The 16,983-nt window shown below is 75.6% G+C and carries 21 protein-coding genes; 18 read left to right on the top strand and 3 right to left on the bottom strand.

The genetic code is table 11. The features are described from left to right. Positions 1–42 precede the first annotated feature (42 nt). On the bottom strand, positions 43–627 hold the full coding sequence (locus tag ACI79O_RS17760; RefSeq protein ID WP_456914809.1) for a hypothetical protein: 585 nt from the start codon (positions 625–627) through the stop codon (positions 43–45). Between the two features lie 149 nt (positions 628–776). On the opposite strand from ACI79O_RS17760, the gene ACI79O_RS17755 reads away from it, so the two are divergent. From ACI79O_RS17755 to ACI79O_RS17675, 17 genes are all read left to right on the top strand, one after another. Beyond that, a complete protein-coding gene (locus ACI79O_RS17755; protein WP_456914808.1) occupies positions 777–2,546 on the top strand; it encodes a proline--tRNA ligase in 1,770 nt (589 codons plus the stop codon). 196 nt (positions 2,547–2,742) lie between these two features. Next, a complete protein-coding gene (gene rpsP / locus ACI79O_RS17750) occupies positions 2,743–3,207 on the top strand; it encodes a 30S ribosomal protein S16 (RefSeq protein WP_456877026.1) in 465 nt (154 codons plus the stop codon). A gap of 3 nt (positions 3,208–3,210) precedes the next feature. Further along, entirely contained in the window at positions 3,211–3,447 is a 237-nt protein-coding gene (locus ACI79O_RS17745) for an RNA-binding protein (RefSeq protein WP_456877025.1), read from the top strand. Positions 3,448–3,464: 17 nt separating this feature from the next. Next, a complete protein-coding gene (rimM, locus tag ACI79O_RS17740; RefSeq protein WP_456891421.1) occupies positions 3,465–3,989 on the top strand; it encodes a ribosome maturation factor RimM in 525 nt (174 codons plus the stop codon). Further along, positions 3,986–4,726 (top strand): tRNA (guanosine(37)-N1)-methyltransferase TrmD, encoded by a 741-nt coding sequence (gene trmD / locus ACI79O_RS17735; RefSeq protein ID WP_456891419.1) that lies wholly within the window; start codon positions 3,986–3,988, stop codon positions 4,724–4,726. The genes rimM and trmD overlap by 4 nt, the downstream gene beginning before the upstream one ends. Continuing rightward, positions 4,719–5,219, top strand: a complete 501-nt coding sequence (locus tag ACI79O_RS17730; RefSeq protein ID WP_456891417.1) for an NUDIX hydrolase — start codon at positions 4,719–4,721, stop codon at positions 5,217–5,219. Before trmD ends, ACI79O_RS17730 begins: the two co-directional genes overlap by 8 nt. 177 nt (positions 5,220–5,396) lie before the next feature. Beyond that, positions 5,397–5,753, top strand: coding sequence for a 50S ribosomal protein L19 (gene rplS / locus ACI79O_RS17725; protein WP_456877021.1), 357 nt, complete (start codon positions 5,397–5,399; stop codon positions 5,751–5,753). A gap of 78 nt (positions 5,754–5,831) precedes the next feature. Continuing rightward, positions 5,832–6,737, top strand: a complete 906-nt coding sequence (lepB, locus tag ACI79O_RS17720) for a signal peptidase I (RefSeq protein ID WP_456914807.1) — start codon at positions 5,832–5,834, stop codon at positions 6,735–6,737. Between the two features lie 259 nt (positions 6,738–6,996). Further along, positions 6,997–7,713, top strand: a complete 717-nt coding sequence (locus tag ACI79O_RS17715; protein WP_456877019.1) for a LuxR C-terminal-related transcriptional regulator — start codon at positions 6,997–6,999, stop codon at positions 7,711–7,713. 286 nt (positions 7,714–7,999) lie between these two features. Continuing rightward, the gene (locus tag ACI79O_RS17710) at positions 8,000–8,731 is read left to right on the top strand and encodes a ribonuclease HII (RefSeq protein ID WP_456914806.1); all 732 of its coding nucleotides are present in this window, start codon (positions 8,000–8,002) and stop codon (positions 8,729–8,731) included. Next, positions 8,728–9,048: a DUF2469 domain-containing protein gene (locus ACI79O_RS17705; RefSeq protein ID WP_387993427.1), complete on the top strand. Its 321-nt coding sequence runs from the start codon at positions 8,728–8,730 to the stop codon at positions 9,046–9,048. Before ACI79O_RS17710 ends, ACI79O_RS17705 begins: the two co-directional genes overlap by 4 nt. A 131-nt stretch (positions 9,049–9,179) precedes the next feature. Continuing rightward, the gene (locus tag ACI79O_RS17700; protein ID WP_456877017.1) at positions 9,180–9,539 is read left to right on the top strand and encodes a YraN family protein; all 360 of its coding nucleotides are present in this window, start codon (positions 9,180–9,182) and stop codon (positions 9,537–9,539) included. Then, entirely contained in the window at positions 9,536–11,056 is a 1,521-nt protein-coding gene (locus ACI79O_RS17695; protein ID WP_456914805.1) for a YifB family Mg chelatase-like AAA ATPase, read from the top strand. Before ACI79O_RS17700 ends, ACI79O_RS17695 begins: the two co-directional genes overlap by 4 nt. Further along, on the top strand, positions 11,053–12,357 hold the full coding sequence (dprA, locus tag ACI79O_RS17690; protein WP_456914804.1) for a DNA-processing protein DprA: 1,305 nt from the start codon (positions 11,053–11,055) through the stop codon (positions 12,355–12,357). The genes ACI79O_RS17695 and dprA overlap by 4 nt, the downstream gene beginning before the upstream one ends. Before the next feature lie 84 nt (positions 12,358–12,441). Continuing rightward, complete coding sequence (locus tag ACI79O_RS17685) at positions 12,442–13,377, top strand: tyrosine recombinase XerC (protein ID WP_456914803.1); 936 nt, start codon at positions 12,442–12,444, stop codon at positions 13,375–13,377. Positions 13,378–13,465: 88 nt separating this feature from the next. Then, positions 13,466–14,269 carry an RNA polymerase sigma factor WhiG gene (gene whiG, locus ACI79O_RS17680; protein WP_456891403.1) on the top strand — a complete coding sequence of 268 codons (804 nt, stop codon included), beginning with the start codon at positions 13,466–13,468 and terminating at the stop codon, positions 14,267–14,269. Positions 14,270–14,279: 10 nt separating this feature from the next. Then, positions 14,280–14,648 carry an antibiotic biosynthesis monooxygenase family protein gene (locus tag ACI79O_RS17675; protein WP_456914802.1) on the top strand — a complete coding sequence of 123 codons (369 nt, stop codon included), beginning with the start codon at positions 14,280–14,282 and terminating at the stop codon, positions 14,646–14,648. Here the strand turns inward: ACI79O_RS17675 and ACI79O_RS17670 are convergent. Next, the gene (locus tag ACI79O_RS17670) at positions 14,576–15,178 is read right to left on the bottom strand and encodes a TMEM175 family protein (RefSeq protein WP_456914801.1); all 603 of its coding nucleotides are present in this window, start codon (positions 15,176–15,178) and stop codon (positions 14,576–14,578) included. The genes ACI79O_RS17675 and ACI79O_RS17670 overlap by 73 nt on opposite strands. 48 nt (positions 15,179–15,226) lie before the next feature. Next, positions 15,227–15,733, bottom strand: coding sequence for a M23 family metallopeptidase (locus ACI79O_RS17665; RefSeq protein WP_456914800.1), 507 nt, complete (start codon positions 15,731–15,733; stop codon positions 15,227–15,229). Positions 15,734–16,033: 300 nt separating this feature from the next. On the opposite strand from ACI79O_RS17665, the gene rpsB reads away from it, so the two are divergent. Further along, the gene (rpsB, locus tag ACI79O_RS17660; RefSeq protein ID WP_456891395.1) at positions 16,034–16,975 is read left to right on the top strand and encodes a 30S ribosomal protein S2; all 942 of its coding nucleotides are present in this window, start codon (positions 16,034–16,036) and stop codon (positions 16,973–16,975) included. Positions 16,976–16,983 lie beyond the last annotated feature (8 nt).

The raw sequence follows: 16,983 nt of genomic DNA, 5'->3' as shown, positions 1-16,983 counted from the left end.
TGGGCGGTGAGGGAGGACGCACTGCGGTGAGGGTGGACGAGCTCAGACGCTCACGCCGGCCGCGGTGCAGGCGGCGCCGAAGTCGGTGACCGGCTGGGTGAGGCCCTCGAACGCGGCGAACACGTCGGTGCCCGACTCGATGTCGCCGATCGCGGCGTCGGTGGCCGCGGACACCTCGTCGGCGGCGGTCAGCAGCGGGGCGCTGGCGTCCTGGTGGTCGGCGGGGGCGTCGCGCAGCGCCTCGAGCAGCGGGACGACGTCGGCCGGGTCGACGTACCCGGTCTCGTCCACCGAGATCAGCGCCAGGCCGGCGTAGCCGAACCACCCGGCCACCGCCTGGCACAGGCCCAGGTCGCCGGGGACGCCGGCGCCGGGCACGGGCAGGTCCTCGCCGGGGTCGGCCGGCACGGACCCCCCGGCGGGGTCCTCCGCGGGCCCCTCGGGGGTCGGCTCCTCGGGGTCCGGGTCGGTGACCGGCTCGGGCGGGGTCTCCGCGCTGCCGGGGGCGGTCTCCGGGGCGGGGGCGGCGAGCGTCGCCTGCCCGGCCACCGACGAGGTGCAGGCGGTCAGGGACGCGCCGGCGGCCAGGGCGAGCGCCAGGCCGGCGACGCGGGAACGGGTGCGCATGCGGGGACTCCGGGGATCCAGGGCCACCGGTCGGTGGCTCGCTGGCCACGACGCTCGCCCGGTCCCCTTGCGGCGCGATTGCGAGCGACTGGCAGGGACGTGCACCGGTGTCCGCAGAACCGGCTCGCGCGGCCTGGGAGACTCTCCCCGTGCTGTTGCGGATGTCCACGCTGTTCCTGCGCACCCTGCGCGACGACCCGGCCGATGCCGAGGTCCCCAGCCACCGGCTCCTGGTCCGGGCCGGCTACATCCGGCGGGCCGCGCCGGGAGGCTTCACCTGGCTGCCCCTGGGCTACCGGGTGTTCCGCAACGTCGAGCGGGTCGTCCGCGAGGAGATGGACGCGATGGGCGCCCAGGAGGTGCACTTCCCGGCGCTGCTGCCGCGGGAGCCCTACGAGGCGACCAACCGCTGGACCGAGTACGGCCCCAACCTCTTCCGGCTCCAGGACCGCCGGGGCACGGACCTCCTGCTCGGGCCCACCCACGAGGAGATGTTCACGCTCCTCGTGAAGGACCTGTACTCGTCGTACAAGGACCTGCCCCTGTCGCTGTACCAGATCCAGACCAAGTACCGGGACGAGGCCCGGCCGCGGGCCGGGCTGTTCCGCGGCCGCGAGTTCACGATGAAGGACAGCTACTCCTTCGACGTCGACGACGCCGGCCTCGACGCCTCCTACGCCGCGCACCGCGCCGCCTACATCCGGATCTTCGACCGGCTGGGCCTGGACTACGTCATCGTCTCGGCGATGTCGGGGGCCATGGGCGGCTCGAAGAGCGAGGAGTTCCTGCACCCCACCGAGATCGGCGAGGACACCTTCGTCCGCTCGCCCGGCGGGTACGCCGCCAACGTCGAGGCGGTCGGCACCGTCGTCCCCGACCCCCTGCCGATCGACGGCCTGCCCGAGGCGCACGTCGAGGACACCCCCGACACCCCGACCATCGAGACGCTGGTCGCCGTCGCCCGGCAGCTCTTCCCCGATGCCGGGTACACCGCCGCCGACACGCTGAAGAACGTCGTCGTCACGCTGGTGCACCCCGACGGGACCCGCGAGCCGCTGGTCGTGGGTATCCCCGGCGACCGCGAGGTCGACGCCAAGCGGCTCGAGGCCCAGGTGGCTCCCGCCGAGGTGGATCCCTTCACCGACTTCGAGCGGCACCCCGCGCTGGTCAAGGGCTACATCGGCCCCCAGGTGCTGGGCAAGGACAGCGAGTCGGGCATCCGCTACCTCGTCGACCCGCGGGTGGTGCCCGGCACCCGGTGGGTCACCGGCGCCAACGCGCCCGGCAAGCACGTGTTCGACCTGGTCGCCGGCCGCGACTTCTCCTGGGACGGCACCGTCGAGGCCGCCGAGGTGCTGCCCGGGGACCCCGCGCCCGACGGCTCGGGCCCGCTGGAGCTGGCCCGCGGCGTCGAGATCGGGCACATCTTCCAGCTGGGCCGCAAGTACGCCGAGGCCCTGGACCTGCAGGTGCTCGACGAGAACGGCAAGCTCGTGACCGTCACGATGGGCTCCTACGGCATCGGCGTCTCCCGTGCCGTGGCCGCGATCGCCGAGTCCATGCACGACGAGCTCGGCCTGGTCTGGCCGCGGGAGATCGCCCCGGCCGACGTCCACGTCGTCGCCACCGGCAAGGACGCCGCGGTCTTCGAGGCCGCCGAGGCCCTGTCCGGGGAGCTGGTCGCGGCCGGGCTGACGGTCCTCTACGACGACCGGCCCAAGGTGTCGCCCGGCGTGAAGTTCAAGGACGCCGAGCTGCTCGGCATGCCGACGATCGTCACCGTCGGCCGCGGGCTGGCGCAGGGCGTGGTCGAGGTGCGCGACCGGGCCACCGGGGAGCGGAGAGAGGTCGCCGTGGCCGACGCCGCGGCCGCCGTGCTCGCCGAGGTCCGGGGCGGATCCGCGTCAGCGGGCGCCTGACCGTCGGAGGCGTGGCGGAGCCGACCCCGCCTGGTTCCTGCACGTCCCGCCGCGTCTGGCATCATGGACGGTCGAACACGGCGGCGCGCGGCCCTCTCACCGACGTCGGCCGTGTCCCTGGCTCCGCCCCGGCGTAACCCCACGCGTCCGTCCGGCGAGCACCGACGAACAGCGTTCGAGGAGAATCCGAGCCACCGTGGCCACCAAGATCAAGCTCATGCGTCTGGGCAAGATGCGTGCTCCGTACTACCGCATCGTCGTCGCCGACTCGCGCACCAAGCGCGACGGCCGCTCGATCGAGACGATCGGCAAGTACCACCCGAAGGAGGACCCCTCCTTCATCGAGGTCGACAGCGAGCGCGCGCAGTACTGGCTCGGCGTCGGCGCCCAGCCCACCGAGGCCGTCGCGGCCATCCTCCGCGTCACCGGTGACTGGCAGAAGTTCAAGGGCGAGCCGGCTCCGCCGCCCATGAAGGTCGCCGCCCCCAAGCCCGACCGCAAGGCCCTCTACGAGGAGGCCGTCCGCAGCTCCGGCGAGGAGCCGGCCGCGGGTGCCACCACCCCGAAGAAGAAGGCCGCCCCCAAGGCCGACGCCGCCGGGGACACCGCCGCCGCCGACACCCCCGCCGGTGACGCCGCGGCCGAGACGCCCGCCGAGTAAGACGTGCTCGAAGAGGCGCTCGAGCACCTGGTCAAGGGCATCGTCGACCACCCGCGCGAGGTCACCGTCGACCTCGTCGGCGGTCGTCGCGGCAAGACCCTCGAGGTCCGGGTCCACCCCGACGACCTCGGCAAGGTGATCGGCCGTGGCGGCCGCACGGCCAAGGCCCTGCGCACCGTCATGGCCGGGGTCGGCGGCCGCGGCCTGCGGGTCGACGTCGTCGACACCGACGGGCGCTGAGCCCCCTCGTCCCGCACGTGGGACCCACTCCACCGGACACCGTGGTGGTCGGCCGCATCGGCCGGCCCCACGGTGTCCGCGGTGAGGCCACCGTCGAGGTCCGCACCGACGACCCCGACGCCCGGTTCCGTCCCGGCGCGGTGCTGCGCACCGACCCCGCCGGCCGTGGACCGCTGACCGTCGCCGGCGCCCGCTGGCACCGCGAGGTGCTGCTGCTCGCCTTCGAGGGGTACGACAGCCGCGAGGCGGTCGAGACGCTGCGCGACACCCTGCTCGAGGTCCCGGTCGAGGAGCTCCCCGACCTCGAGGACCCCGACACGTACTACGACCACCAGCTCGTCGGGCTCGCCGCGCGGCTCCCCGACGGCTCGCCGCTGGGCGAGGTCACCGCCGTCCGCCACGAGGGCGCCGACCTGCTGGTCGTGCGCCGCACCGACGGCGGCGAGCTGCTGGTCCCGTTCGTCGCCGCGATCGTGCCGACCGTCGACGTCGCCGGCGGTGTGGTGGTCGTCGACCCGCCCGAGGGGCTGCTCGACCTGTGAGCGGCTTCCGGGTCGACGTCGTCACCATCTTCCCCGAGTACCTGGCCCCACTGCGGCAGTCGCTGCTGGGGAGGGCCGCCGAGCGCGGGCTGGTCTCCGTCGGCGTGCACGACCTGCGGCAGTGGACCGACGACGTGCACCGCACCGTCGACGACGCCCCCTACGGCGGCGGTCCCGGCATGGTCATGCGCCCGGAACCGTGGGCGCGGGCGCTGGAGGCGGTCCGCCCGCCCGGCACGCGGCTGGTCGTCCCGACCCCGGCCGGGCGCCCGTTCACGCAGGCCGTCGCCGCGCAGTGGGCCGCCGAGCCCGGCCTGGTCTTCGCCTGCGGCCGCTACGAGGGCATCGACCAGCGGGTGGCCGAGTGGGCCGCCCGGTCGGGCCCGGTCTCCGAGGTCTCCATCGGCGACTACGTGCTGGCCGGCGGCGAGTCGGCGGTGCTGGTGATGGTCGAGGCGGTGACCCGGCTGATCCCCGGCGTCGTGGGCAACCGCGAGTCGGTGGAGTTCGACTCGCACGCCGACGGCCTGCTCGAGGGCCCCTCCTACACCCGGCCGGCGTCGTGGCGCGGCCTCGACGTCCCGCCGGTGCTGCTGTCGGGCGACCACGCCGCGGTGGCGCGCTGGCGGCGCGCGGAGTCCCTGCGGCGCACCGCCGAGCGCCGTCCCGACCTGCTGGCCGCGCTGCCCGAGGACGCGCTCACCCCGGCCGACCGGGCGGTCCTCGACGGTGCCTGACCGGCCGTGGGTGCGCCCGACCGCGCGGGTCGTCGTCCTCGACCCCGACGGGCGGGTGCTGCTGCTCGGCGCCCGGCTGACCGACCCCGCTGTCCCGCCCGGGGACGTGCTGTTCTGGTACACGCCCGGCGGGGGAGTGGAGGACGGCGAGAGCGTCCGCGCGGCCGCCGCGCGGGAACTGGCCGAGGAGATCGGGCTGGTCGTCGAGCCGGCCGCGCTCGAGGGGCCGGTGTGGTTCCGCCGGCACGTGGGCCCGTTCGCCGGCGTCGACGTCGACAGCCGCGAGACCTTCTTCGTCCTGCGCGACGTCGTCCACGAGGTCGACCCCGCCGGCCGCACGGAGCTGGAGCTGCTCGGTGAGGAGCCGCACCGCTGGTGGACGGCCGAGGAGGTCGCCGCGAGCGACGAGGAGTTCGCGCCCCGGGAGCTGGCCGCCGTGCTGCCCGAGCTGCTCGCCGGGCCGTGGCGCCGGCCACCCCGCGTGGTCGACTGACCTCCCGCGCTCGGCACGCCGGCCCGGATGTGGCACAGTAGAGAGTCGCTGCAGACCGGAGGCGCCCGCCGACGGGCACTCCCTCCCGGAGTCGCAGCCGCACACCTGGTCCGGAGCGTGGGGCACCCCGCTGCCCGGGCCGACGACGAGCCACTGCTGAGACCGAGGAATGCTGCGATGAACACCCTGGACGTACTCGACGCCGACTCGCTGCGCGACGACATCCCCGAGTTCCGCCCCGGGGACACCGTCAAGGTGCACGTCCGCGTCGTCGAGGGCAACCGCTCGCGCATCCAGGTCTTCCAGGGCGTGGTCATCCGCCGCCAGGGCGGCGGGATCCGCGAGACCTTCACCGTCCGCAAGGTCAGCTTCGGCGTGGGCGTCGAGCGCACCTTCCCGGTGCACACCCCGGTCGTCGAGAAGATCGAGGTCGTCACCCGCGGTGACGTGCGCCGCGCCAAGCTGTACTACCTCCGCGAGCTGCGCGGCAAGGCCGCCAAGATCAAGGAGAAGCGCGAGACCGTCGCGCGCTGACGACTCCGCACGACGCCGAGGCCCGGGGCGACCGGGCCTTCCCCCGGCGGGTCCTCCACGGCCGTACGCTGACTCCCGATGAGCAGTGACCGGTCCGGGGGGCCCGCCGACGTCGTCCCGGGGGAGGACCCCCCGCCCGAAGGCACCCCGTCCCGCCGGACCTGGCGGCGCCGGCCCGCCCAGCCGGAGAAGAAGAGCTCGCTGCTGCGGGAACTGCCGGTCCTGCTGGTCGTGGCGTTCGTGCTGGCGCTGCTGGTCAAGACCTTCCTGGCCCAGGCGTTCTTCATCCCGTCCGGGTCGATGGAGCAGACGCTGCACGGGTGCCCGGGCTGCACCGGGGACCGGGTGCTGGTGAACAAGGTCCCGTACTGGTTCGGTGATCCCGAACCCGGCGACATCGTGGTGTTCGAGGGTCCGGACACCTGGGTGCCCGAGGTCCAGATCGAGGAGCCGTCCAACTGGTTCACCGGCGCGCTGCTGTGGCTCGGCCGCGCCGTCGGCGTCGCGCCGCCCAGCGAGGACGACTACGTCAAGCGGGTCATCGCCACCGGCGGGCAGACCGTGCAGTGCTGTGACGCCGAGGGGCGGGTGACCGTCGACGGCGAGCCCCTCGACGAGCCCTACGTCTACGAGAACTCCCCGCTGGAGAGCCGCGCCTTCGGCCCGGTCACCGTGCCCGAGGGCCGCCTGTGGGTCATGGGCGACCACCGCTCGGCCTCCGCGGACTCCCGCTCGCACGTCAGCGACCGCTACGGCGGCACGATCGCCGTCGACGACGTCATCGGCAAGGCCGCGCTCATCGTGTGGCCGATCGACCGCTTCGGCACCCTCGACTCCCCGGACATCCAGGGCCTGGAGGCCGCCGCGGCCGCCGAGGCCGCCGGCGCGGTCGGGCAGGCGGTGCCCCTCGGGATGGGCCTGGCCGGCGCGCTGCCCGTGGCGATCTGGAACCGCAACCGACGCCTGCGCCCGCCACCGGGCTGACCCTCCCCGCCTCCTCCGACGGCGCCGTCCCGCACCAGGGACGGCGCCGTCGCCGTTCCCGGACCGGCATGCCGGACCATTCCCGAAATGGTCATCGCCATGTCGACAATCCCCGGCGGGTCGCCGAGTGGCGTTTCTCCTGTGACTGTCACCGCGCAACCGGGGTCGCAAAGAAAATCCTCAGAAAGCGTTCAAGCAAGGGTCAATACCGCCCGATGGAGTGGGTGAGAACAATCCGGTTCCCGAAATGGAGTAAGTCGTGTCCGCACCCCTGGCGAGCGCCACCCGCGGCGTCACCCGCGTGCTCCTCCTCGCCGACGCCCCCGTCCTGCGCCGCGGCCTGGTCAGCATGGTCAACGAGACCGCCGGCATGCAGTCGGTGGGCACCCCGGGCGAGCTGCGCCGGGCCCTGACCCTCGTCGAGACCGCCCGTCCCGACGCCGTGGTCGTGGAGCTGGGCGCCGGGCGCGCGGCCACCCTCAACGTCGTCCGCGACCTGCGCCGCCGTTTCCCGCGGGTCGCCGTCGTCGCGCTCGCCACCTCCGAGGACCCGGCCGTGGTGAACGAGGCCGTCGCCGCCGGTGTCCGCGGGTACCTGATGCTCAACACCTCGCCGACCCTGCTCGGCTGGGCCATCCTGGCCGCCCGCGCCGGCCGCACCGTGGTCGACCCGCAGATCCGCCGCGTCGAGCCCAGCGCCGCCCCGGTGGGCAAGCCGCTGACCCCCGAGGTGCCGCTGACCCGCCGCGAGTCCGACGTCCTCGACGAGCTCCTGCAGGGCCAGTCCAACCGGCAGATCGGCCGGAACCTGTTCATCAGCGAGGACACCGTCAAGTCGCACGTCAAAGCGATCCTGCGCAAGCTGGGTGCCCGCGACCGGGCGCACGCGGTCTCGCTGGTCCTCTCCTCCCGCGGCTCGGGTGCCTGCACCTGCGGCGCCCACGGCCTGACCGCCCCCTCCCCGGTGGAGGCCTGACGAAGGACTCCTTCGCCCCCGCCGCTCGCTCCGCTAGCGGTGGGCCCCTGCGAAGGAGCCGTTCCGGACCGTCCGCCTCCTCGGCGGTCCGGACCGCGGGCCTCCCGGCCCGCTCCGGTCCGCGGGCCGGTCCCCTCTGACCCCGGGGACCGGCCCGCGGTCGTCCCGCCGGGCGCCGGCCCGGCCCGTCGGTGCGGCGTCGTAGTGTCGGACGGCGATGGCAGGCTGTCTTCCCCCCGCCCACCGGGCCGCCGCCGCACCGGCCGCCCGGACCCGCCGTCCCGCCGTGCTCGCGGCCGCCGGCACCGGCACCCTCGGCGACGCGCTCTACGACATGGAGCGCTCGCTGCGCCGTCGCGGCTTCGCCGCCGTGGCCGGCGCCGACGAGGCCGGGCGCGGCGCGTGCGCGGGCCCGCTGGTGGCCGCTGCCTGCGTCCTGCCGGCCGGCCGCCGCGGCCGCGTCCCCGGGCTCGCGGACTCCAAGCTGCTGACCCCCGCCGCCCGGGAGCGCGTCTACGACGAGGTCGTCGACCGTGCGCTCGCCTGGTCGGTGGTCGCGGTCCCGGTGGCCGAGCTGGACGCCCGGGGCATGCACGTGACCAACCTCGAGGCGCTGCGCCGCGCGGTGAGCGCGCTCGACCCCGCCGCCGACTACGTGCTCACCGACGGCTTCGCCGTGCCCGGGCTGGGCGTGCCCACCCTCGCCGTGTGCAAGGGCGACCGGGTCGCGGCCTGCGTGGCGGCGGCGTCGGTGCTGGCGAAGGTCACCCGGGACCGGATGATGCTCGACCTGCACGAGCGCTTCCCGGAGTACGACTTCGCGGTGCACAAGGGCTACACGACCGACGCGCACACCGCGGCGCTCGAGCGTCACGGCCCCTGCCCCGAGCACCGGTCCCGGTTCGTCAACGTCGTCCGCGCCCGCGACGCGCAGGCCGGACGGAGACTCCAGCTCACCGCCGCGGGCGGCATGGTCGATGATGGGGGCATGCGCACGATCTCCGGAGAGCCGCGATGAGCACCGAGGACCTGGAGAAGTACGAGACCGAGATGGAGCTCCAGCTCTATCGCGAGTACCGGGACATCGTCCGGCAGTTCACCTACGTGGTGGAGACCGAGCGCCGCTTCTACCTGGCCAACGCCGTCGACCTGCAGGTCCGCGAGGCCGGCGGCGAGGTGTTCTTCGAGCTCAAGCTCTCCGACGCCTGGGTCTGGGACATGTACCGCCCGGCCCGGTTCGTGCGCAACGTGCGGGTGCTGACGTTCAAGGACGTCAACGTCGAGGAGCTCGACAAGCCCGACCTCGAGCTGCCCGACGGGCCACGCATCACCTGATCCGATCCGCACGCCCGGGAGGCTGACCGCCCGGGCCGACGGGACCGTCCCCGCCGTCCACAGCCCGGTCCGCCATCCACAGGCGGCGTCCCGGTCCGACTCCCGGCGTCTCGACCGGCGACGGTCGGCGGGTGTCCACGACCACCGAACTCGGCAGCCGCGGCGAGTCGATCGCCGCGACCTACCTCACCGACGCCGGGCTGCGCGTCCTCGACCGCAACTGGCGCTGCCGCGACGGCGAGCTCGACATCGTCGCCCGCGAGGGCGCGGCGATCGTCTTCTGCGAGGTGAAGACCCGCCGCGGCACCGGCTTCGGCCACCCGGTGGAGGCGGTGCCGGCGGCCAAGCGGCGGCGGCTGCGCACGCTGGCCCAGCGCTGGCTGGCCGCCCACGACCAGCACGCGCCGGACCTGCGCTTCGACGTCGTCGGCGTGCTCGTCCCGGCGGTCGGCCCGGCCGTGGTCACCCACCTGCGCGGGGCGTTCTCGTGACCCTCGCCCGCACCTGGTCGGTCGGACTGGCCGGGGTCTCCGGCGCCATGGTCGAGGTCGAGGTCGACATGTCCGCCGGCCTCCCCGGCGTCGTGCTGGTCGGCCTGCCCGACGCCGTGGTGCGCCAGTCGGTCGACCGGGTGCGCGCCGCCGTCGTCAACACCGGCGCTCCGTGGCCGATGCGCCGGATCACCATCGGGCTGTCCCCGGCGTCGATGCCCAAGCAGGGCAGCGGGTTCGACCTCGCACTGGCTGCCGCGGTCCTGGCGGCGGCGGGCACGCTGCCGGCCGACACCGCCGACGGCCTGGTCCTGCTCGGTGAGCTCGGCCTCGACGGCTCGGTGCGCCCGGTGCGCGGCGTCCTGCCGGCGGTGCTGGCCGCGGCCCGGGCCGGGCACGCCACCGTCGTCGTCCCGGCCGGCAACGCCGACGAGGCGGCGCTGGTCGCCGGGGTGGAGGTGCTGGCCGCGGCCACGCTGGGCGACCTGGTGGCGCACCTGTCCGGCCGCGCCCGCCTCCTGCCGCACGTCCGGGGGCCACTGCCGCCCCCGGCACCCGTCCCCGACCTCGGGGACGTCGTCGGCCAGGCCGCGGGCCGGCGCGCGGTCGAGGTGGCCGCCGCCGGCGGGCACCACCTGTTCCTCAGCGGGCCGCCCGGTGCGGGGAAGACGATGCTCGCCGAGCGGCTGCCCGGGCTGCTGCCGGTCCTCGACGAAGCGGCGGCGCTCGAGGTCACCGCCATCCACTCGGTCGCCGGCACCCTGCCGCCGGGTGCGCCGCTGGTGGGCCGGCCGCCGTTCGAGGCGCCGCACCACTCGGCCACGATGGCGGCCCTGGTCGGCGGCGGGTCGGGCGCCATCCGTCCCGGGGCACTGTGCCGGGCCCACCGCGGGGTGCTCTTCCTCGACGAGGCGCCGGAGTTCCCGCGGGCGACGCTGGACACGCTGCGCCAGCCGCTGGAGCGCGGATCGGTGACCATCAGCCGGGCGGCGGGGTCGGCGACCTTCCCGTGCCGCGCGCAGCTGGTGCTGGCGGCCAACCCCTGCCCGTGCGCGAGCGCGGCCGGGGACGCCGCGTGCACCTGCAGCCCGCTGGAGCGGCGCCGCTACGGGTCACGGCTGTCGGGCCCGCTGCTCGACCGGATCGACCTGCGGATCGAGCTGCCGCCGGTCACGCGGGCCGCGTGGCTGGCCACCGACGCGGCGCCCGAGTCCACCGCCGCGGTGGCCGCCCGGGTCGCCGCCGCGCGGGAGGCCGCGGCCGCCCGGCTGCGGGGGACCGGCCTGTCCCTCAACAGCCAGGTGCCCGGCCGGCTGCTGCGCGAGCGCTGGCCGGTGCCGCGTCCGGCGCTGGCCCTGGCCGAGCGGGCGCTCGACCGGGGGATGCTGTCGGTGCGGGGGCTGGACCGGGTGCTGCGCGTGGCGTGGACCGTGGCGGACCTGGCCGGCCGGACGGTCCCGGGTGCCGGTGACGTGGCCGAGGCGCTGGGCATGCGGCTGCAGCGGGCGGCGGCATGAGCGCGCCGGCCCTCGAGGAGGACCTCGCCGCGGCGGTCGAGGACCCGCGCTCGGCCGACGGGGCCGCCGGGCTGCGGCGGGCGCGGGCCTGGCTGACCCGCGCGGCCGAGCCGGGCTCGGTCGACCTCTGGCGCTTCGTCGAGGACGCCGGCCCGGCCGCGGCGGTCGCGGCGCTGCGGGCCGGGACGGCGCCGCCGTCGGTCCGCGGGCTGGTCGGCGCCCGAGCGGACCAGGACGCCAGCCTGGCCGACCTGCGCCGCGCCGAGCGCTGCGGCGCACGGCTGGTGGTGCCCGAGGACGACGAGTGGCCCGCGCTCGCGCTGCACCCGCTGACGCTGGCCGCCTGCGGCGGTGGCGGTGGCGGTGGCGGTGGCGGTGGCGGGGACGGCGACGGGGTCGGTGGCGGTGACGGCAGCGGCCGGCGTGACCGGACGACCGCGCTGGTGCCGCCGCTGGCGCTGTGGGTGCGCGGCGACGCCCGGCTCGACGAGACCGTCGACCGCTCGGTGGCCGTGGTGGGCGCCCGGGCGTCGACCGCCTACGGCGAGCACGTGGCCGCCGACCTCGGCGCGCAGCTGGGCGAGCGCGGCTGGACGGTGGTCTCCGGAGGCGCCTACGGCATCGACGTCGCCGCGCACCGTGGCGCGCTGGCCGTCGAGGCGCCCACCGTCGCGGTGCTGGCCTGCGGCGTGGACCGGGCGTATCCGGCGGCGCACTCGGCGGTGTTCGAGCGGATCGTCGACGGCGGTGGGCTGCTGGTCAGCGAGTGGCCGCCGGGCGCGGCGCCGCACCGGCACCGCTTCCTGGTCCGCAACCGGATCATCGCCGGGCTGACCCGGGGCACCGTGGTGGTCGAGGCCGCCGCCCGCTCCGGCGCCCAGGCCACCGCCCGGCGCGCCCGCGGGCTGGGCAAGCAGGTGCTGGTCGTACCCGGCCCGGTGACCAGCGCGATGTCGGTGGGCTGCCACGAGCTGCTGCGCGAGGAGGACACCGGTGCCCGGCTGGTGAGCAACGCCGCGCAGGTCATCGAGGCGGTCGGCAGCCTGGGCGAGGACCTCGCCGCCCCGGTCGAGCGGCCGGACTCCCCGCGTGACGGCCTGTCCGACCTCGCCCGCCGGGTCCTCGACGCCTGTCCGGTGCGCGTCGGCGTCAGCGCCGAGCGGCTGGCCGCGGTCGCCGGCTGCGACCCGCTGGAGGCCATGCGGGTGCTCCCGGCCCTCGAGGTCGCCGAGCTCGTCCAGTGGACCGGCACCGGCTGGCGCCTGACCCCACCGCCGAAGGAGCAGCGCCGGGTGCGCTGAGGAGGGTGGGACGCCGGTTCCGTCGCGGACGACCGACCGGCGCGGCGCCTTGACCGGGCGACGGCGCCGTCGGACGGTCGGACCGTGACCGCCCGGACCGCCGACGCCCGCGCCGCGCTGCCCCCGGCGCTCGCGGCGGCGCTCGAGGGGTACGAGGAGTTCCTGACCGGTGAGCGGGACCTGTCCCCGCACACCGTCCGCGGATACGTCACCGACGCCGTGTGGCTGCTCGACCACCTGGCCCGGCGCGGCGGCACCCGCGTCGACGAGCTCGACCTCGCGACCCTCCGCAGCTGGCTCGCCCAGGGCCGGACGAAGGGCGCCGGCCGGGCGACCACCGCCCGGCGCGCGGCCGCGGCCCGGTCCCTCACCGCCTGGCTGCGCCGCTCGGGACTCACCCCCGAGGACGTCGGCCTGCGGCTGGTCAGCCCGAAGGCCCACCGCACGCTGCCCGACGTGCTCGCCCCCGACCAGGCCCGCGCGGTCGTCGAGTCCACCGCCGGCGCGGAGGACCCGGCGGGACTGCGCGACGCCGTCGTGCTGGAGCTGCTCTACGCCAGCGGCATCCGGGTGAGCGAGCTGGTCGGCCTCGACGTCGACGACGTCGACCGCGGCCGGCGACTGCTGCGGGTCCTGGGCAAGGGCCGTAAGGAGCGCAGCGTCCCCTACGGCGCCCCCGCCGAGCGGGCCCTCGACGCCTGGCTGGTACGCGGCCGCCCGGCGCTGGCCACCGCGGAGTCCGGGCCGGCGCTGCTGCTGGGGCTCCGCGGGCGCCGGCTCGACCCGCGCGAGGCCCGCCGGACGGTGCACGCCGCCGTCGCCCGCGCCCCCGGTGCCCCCGACGTCGGGCCGCACGGCCTGCGGCACTCCGCCGCCACCCACGTGCTCGAGGGCGGCGCCGACCTCCGCTCGGTCCAGGAGCTGCTCGGCCACGCTAGCCTCGCCACCACGCAGATCTACACGCACGTGACCGTCGAGCGGCTGCGAGCCGTGCACGCCCAGGCCCACCCCAGAGCCTGAGCGGTGCCCCGTGCCCGACGCGATCTCCACCACCGTTCCCCCGCGCCAGCGCGGGGCCCGAGCCCACCACGAAGCGGGGAGTCCTGACGTGCCCGAGGCGACCATCCACCGGATCGGCGGCCACCCCGACGAGGACGCCGACGCCGTCCTCGCCGACCTGTGGGCCCAGTACGTCGCCGACCGCGCGCCCGCGCTGCGCGACCGGCTGATCCTGCACTACGCGCCGCTGGTCAAGTACGTCGCCGGCCGGGTCGGCAGCGGCCTGCCCGCGCACGTCGAGCAGGCCGACCTGGTGTCCTACGGCACCTTCGGCCTCATCGACGCGATCACCCGCTACCAGCCCTCGCGCGAGGTCAAGTTCGAGAGCTACGCGATGGCCCGCATCCGCGGCGCGATCATCGACGAGCTCCGCAGCACCGACTGGATCCCGCGGTCGGTGCGCAACCGCGCCCGGCAGTTCGAGCGCACGGTCGCCGCCCTCGAGAGCCGGCTGCAGCGCAGCCCGACCGACGAGGAGATCGCCGCGGAGATGGACATGGACGTCGAGGAGGTGCGCAAGTTCCTCGGCCAGCTGTCGCTGGTCAACGTCGTCGCCCTCGACGAGCTGCTCACCGACGACGACGGCGGCGCGCCCCGGCTGGTCGACACGCTGCAGGACGCCAACGCGCTCGACCCGCAGGCCGTCGCCGAGCACGGCGAGTCCCGCCAGCTCCTGGCCCGCGCCGTCGAGCAGCTGCCCGAGCGGGAGAAGGTCGTCGTCAGCCTCTACTACTTCGAGGGGCTGACCCTGGCCGACATCGGCCGCGTCCTCGGCGTCACCGAGAGCCGCATCTGCCAGTTGCACACCAAGGCCGTGCTCCACCTGCGCACCAAGCTCGCCGACATCGCCTGAGGCGGCGGTGGTGCTCGAGCACGCGCTCCTCCCGGTCCGCCCCGGCCGGGAGGACGCCTTCGAGGCGGCATCCGCGCGCGCCCGGCCGATCGTCGAGGCGTTCCCGGGGTTTCGCTCGCTGCGGCTGTCCCGCTGCCTCGAGCGCCCGGGCACCTCCCTGCTCCTGGTCGAGTGGGACCGGCTGGAGGACCACACGGAGGAGTTCCGCGGCTCGGCCGCCTACCAGGAGTGCAAGGCGCTGCTGCACGGCTTCCACGACCCGTTTCCGGTGGTCGAGCACTTCACCGACGTGGCGGCGAGCGGGGATCAGGCAGCAACGCGGCGCCGTAGCGCGGCCTCGATCGGCCCGGACAGGAACAGCAGGAACATCGCCCAGTAGTGCACGCCCGGCAGCAGCGTGCCGGCCAACAGGGCGGCGAGGAACAGCCCGCTGGCGACCAGTGACGGCCACGGAGGTCCGACCGGCGCGGCCGCCTCGCGGCGCAGGGCGGGGCGCCGCCACAGCAGCAGGCTGATCGTCGTGAGGCAGAACGAGCTCAGCGTGATCGTGCCGATGTACAGCGCGACCGCGGGCCGGTCGGTGCCGTACCGGGCCGACACCTGGGTGGCGAACGGGAGCAGGACGATCGTGAGGATCCACAGCAGGTTGGCGGTGAGGAATGCCCGGTCGTAGGACCCCACGGTCTCGACCACCCGGTGGTGTACCAGCCAGAGCCGCGCGATGACGACGAAGCTGAGGAAGAAGGCGCCGATCTGCGACGACTCGTCGGCCAGCAGCGTGCCGAGGCCGGTCCGCGGCCCCGCGCCGTCGAGCAGCTCGGTCAGCGGCAGCACCAGCAGGGTGATGGCGATGGCGACGACCGCGTCGAGGAACGTGACGAAACGGTCGAGGCCCCGTTCGGTCTGCACCCCGCGCAGGCTAGGGGCGGCGGCCGGTCGGGCAGCGGTCCGTACGCGTCACCCGACCGGCAGCAGGCGCACCCGCGGCGGGCGCAGCACGGACAGCGGGTCGAGGTAGGTCTCGCCCCGCCGGAGGCCCCAGTGCAGGCACGCCGCGACGGGGCAGCCCTCGTGGCCGGCGACCAGCGTGCCGAGCGGGTCGCCGCGCCGCACCGCCTGCCCGGCGCCCACGGTGGGCGTGACCGGTTCGTGGGTCGTCCGGAGCCCGTCGGGGTGGTCGACGCTGACCACCGGCCGGCCGGCGACCATCCCGGCGAAGGCGACGACGCCGTCGCCGGCCGTCCGGACCACGTCGCCGGGCGCTCCTGCGAGGTCCGCGCCACGGTGCCCGGGCCCGTACGGCGAGGGCGGGGGAGCGAAGGGCCGGGTCACCACCGGCGGGTCGCCGAGCGGGGACACCCACGGCGGGGCGGCGGCCGGAGCGGCCGGCTCGGCGACCGCCGCGACCGGGGCGAGGGCGGCCGCGCAGGCCACGAGGAGGACGAGGAGCAGGCGGGCGGGCACGCGCCCGAGCCTGCGCCGTCTCCGACCCCGGACGGGCCGACCGCCCCCACCTGTGGACGGACCGGACAGCGGGGGAGGAGCCCCATCAGCACGGCGTATGCTGTCCGGTGCGACCCGTCCGTTCGGGTCGACTCCGCGCGTCCTCCTCCCGCCGCACCGGCGGGGCAGCCCCACCTCGGTCCCGGTCTCGCACCGGGTCGGTGGCGCCGCGGGACGCCAGGGCGGGCCGTCACCCGGCGCCCGCGTCAACCGAGGAGCGTGGCCGCCCGGCGGTCGCGCGCAGACAGGAAGGCTGCGGCCATGGCAGTCGTCAGCATGAAGCAGCTGCTCGACAGCGGCGTCCACTTCGGGCACCAGACCCGTCGCTGGAACCCCAAGATGAAGCGGTTCATCTTCACCGAGCGCAACGGCATCTACATCATCGACCTGCAGCAGACGCTCGGGTACATCGACTCGGCCTACGAGTTCGTCAAGCAGACGGTCTCGCACGGCGGCTCGATCCTCTTCGTCGGCACCAAGCGCCAGGCGCAGGAGGTCGTCGCCGAGCAGGCGCAGCGCGTCGGCATGCCCTACGTCAACCAGCGCTGGCTGGGCGGCATGCTCACCAACTTCCAGACCGTCCACAAGCGGCTCCAGCGGCTCAAGGAGCTCGAGGACATGGAGCAGACCGGCGTCATGGCCGGCCTGTCCAAGAAGGAGCAGCTGGGCCTGACCCGCGAGAAGGCCAAGCTCGAGCGCAGCCTCGGCGGCATCCGCGACATGCAGAAGGTGCCCAGCGCCATCTGGATCGTCGACACCAAGAAGGAGCACATCGCCGTCGGCGAGGCCCGGAAGCTGGGCATCCCGGTCGTGGCGATCCTCGACACCAACTGCGACCCCGACGAGGTCGACTACAAGATCCCGGGCAACGACGACGCGATCCGCAGCATCACCGTGCTGACCCGCGTGGTCGCCGACGCCGTCGCCGAGGGCCTCATGGCCCGCTCGGCCGCGCAGGCCAACGCCGGTCGCGAGGACGGCGGCGAGCCGGCCATCGGCGGCGGCGAGCCGCTGGCCGACTGGGAGCGCGAGCTGCTCACCGGCCAGTCCGACGCCGCCCCGGCCGCGGACGCCGAGGCGACCCCGCTGCCCGAGACCCCCGTCGCCCCGCCGGCCGTGACCGCCGAGCAGGTCGCCCCGGTCGAGGGCGTGCCCGCCACCGGCGACACCGCCACCGGCACCCAGGGCGCCCAGAACGGCTGACCCGCCGG

The organism is Geodermatophilus sp. SYSU D00696 (assembly GCF_054050235.1).
This window is presented reverse-complemented; position numbering and strand designations above follow the sequence as displayed.

What these genes read in the sequence shown, in the direction of transcription:
- ACI79O_RS17760 (WP_456914809.1), bottom strand. Translation starts at nt 627, where the DNA reads ATGCGCACCCGTTCCCGCGTCGCCGGCCTGGCGCTCGCCCTGGCCGCC.
- rplS (WP_456877021.1), top strand. Translation starts at nt 5,397, where the DNA reads ATGAACACCCTGGACGTACTCGACGCCGACTCGCTGCGCGACGACATC.
- lepB (WP_456914807.1), top strand. Translation starts at nt 5,832, where the DNA reads ATGAGCAGTGACCGGTCCGGGGGGCCCGCCGACGTCGTCCCGGGGGAG.
- ACI79O_RS17705 (WP_387993427.1), top strand. Translation starts at nt 8,728, where the DNA reads ATGAGCACCGAGGACCTGGAGAAGTACGAGACCGAGATGGAGCTCCAG.
- dprA (WP_456914804.1), top strand. Translation starts at nt 11,053, where the DNA reads ATGAGCGCGCCGGCCCTCGAGGAGGACCTCGCCGCGGCGGTCGAGGAC.
- rpsB (WP_456891395.1), top strand. Translation starts at nt 16,034, where the DNA reads ATGGCAGTCGTCAGCATGAAGCAGCTGCTCGACAGCGGCGTCCACTTC.